The 1,788-nt window shown below is 59.5% G+C and carries 2 protein-coding genes; one reads left to right on the top strand and one right to left on the bottom strand.

The genetic code is table 11. The features are described from left to right. On the bottom strand, nt 1-350 hold a 350-nt coding region (locus AC1DRJ_RS26340), incomplete at its 3' end, for a YbhB/YbcL family Raf kinase inhibitor-like protein (RefSeq protein WP_477804730.1). Nucleotides 351-489: 139 nt separating this feature from the next. Here AC1DRJ_RS26340 and AC1DRJ_RS26335 point away from each other — a divergent pair. After that, the coding region (locus tag AC1DRJ_RS26335; protein ID WP_477804729.1) for an FAD-dependent oxidoreductase at nt 490-1,788 on the top strand (1,299 nt) is incomplete at its 3' end.

The following is a 1,788-nucleotide window of genomic DNA, read 5'->3' as shown; positions in this document are numbered from 1 at the left end:
CCTTCAAAGGCTGATTTTGCACCTACACCGGCGGGAATCTGGTGAGTGGTGGCTTTGATGCCGTAATGCACCCAATGATCGGCACCCTGGCCCTTCTGCCCGTCAGGGTCATGCATGACGACTGCATAACTCAACGTACCCGCCGGCCCGGCGTTCCAGTTCAGCGCAGGTGATGCGTTGTGGCCGCCACAACCCGGCGCATCGCTGGCGGCAGCCGAGGTAAACAGCCGGTCATCCGTAACACCCGGGATGTTCAGGGTGAAACGTTCCTGGGCCATTGCTGGAAATTGCACGCACAGGGCGACTGCAACAGCTGCAAGCCAAGGGCTAGAAGAGGTCAATCGGATCATTGCGGAGCACCTTGTACATGTAGGGCCGTTGTCGGGTTGCGAACTATAACGATACCGTTGGTGAGGTGGCACCGGGAATTGGCTGAACCTCGCGTAACGCGCCAAACTCTTAAGTGAAACGTCTGCCTGGAGAGCCATCATGGCACTGCACCGCGTCGCCCTTTTCGCCGATGTACCCGAAAACAGAGGCCTTGAAGCCCGGATCGCGGACACCAACATTGTTTTGCTGCGAGTGGGCGATCAACTGCGCGCCTATCAGGGCGAATGTCCGCATGCCGGAGCACCGCTGGCGCAAGGTGYGGTGTGCAACGGACGCTTGATTTGCCCTTGGCACAAAGCTGAGTTTCGGATCGAAGACGGTGCACTCTGCGAGCCGCCAGCCCTGGACAGTCTCAAGCGCTATCCGCTGGAACTCCGCGACGGCGACATCTGGGTCGACGACCAGCCATTCGCCGATGCTCACACCCCGCCGGCTGATGATGAACGGACGTTTGTCATCGTCGGGGCCGGGGCCGCCGGTATCGCGTGTGCGGCAGCACTACGCGAAAAGGGCTTCGGCGGCCAGGTTCTGTTGATCGACCGCGAGGCCGACGCCGGTTACGACCGCACCGTCCTGAGCAAATTTGTCATTGCCGCAGAGATGCCGCCAGAAGAAATCCCGCTGCTGCGTGATGAAGGGTTTTATCGTGAGCAGCGCATTGAGCGCATCACCGGTGAAGTTGCCAGCCTGGATTCGGCGAACAAAACCCTGGGACTGACCAATGGTCGATCGCTGAACTATGACGCCGCGTTGCTTGCCACCGGCGGCAAGCCCAATCCACTCACGCTACCAGGCGCCGATTTGCCGCAAGTGTTCTTGCTCCGCTCAAAAGAGCAGGCACTGCGAATTCTGCAGGCGGCAAAGCCTGGCCAGCGAGCGGTTATCATCGGTGACAGCTTTATTGCCATGGAGTCCGCTTCAGCCCTGCGCCAATTAGGGTTGGAGGTCACAGTCCTGGCCCGTCATGCCATTCCTTTCGCCGCACAATTTGGTGAAGCGGTCGGCAAGGCGATTCGCGCCTTACATGAGACCAATGGCGTGGTGTTTCACACCGATGGCGAAGCCACCTATATAGAAGGAGCAAACAAGGTCGAGGCTGTGCATCTGGACAACGGTCAACGCTTGCCAGCGGATCTGGTGCTGGCCGGCATTGGCGTCAGCCCTGAAACTGATGCGTTTAGCGATCTCCTCAAGGAAAAAGACCGGTCGCTGAAGGTCGATGGGGGAATGCGCGTCACCGATGCGCTGTGGGCGGTCGGTGATATCGCGACTTTCCCGCTTAACGGCCAGCTTCAGCGTATCGAACATTGGCGCCTGGCCCAGCAACAGGCGCGGATCGCCGCTGCGAATATGCTTGGCGCTGACGAGCATTACCTCGATGTGCCGTATTTCTGGACC

The organism is Pseudomonas sp. P5_B2, from assembly GCF_056400445.1.
Note: the sequence above shows the minus strand (reverse complement) of the source record. Positions and strands in the feature narration are given on the sequence as shown.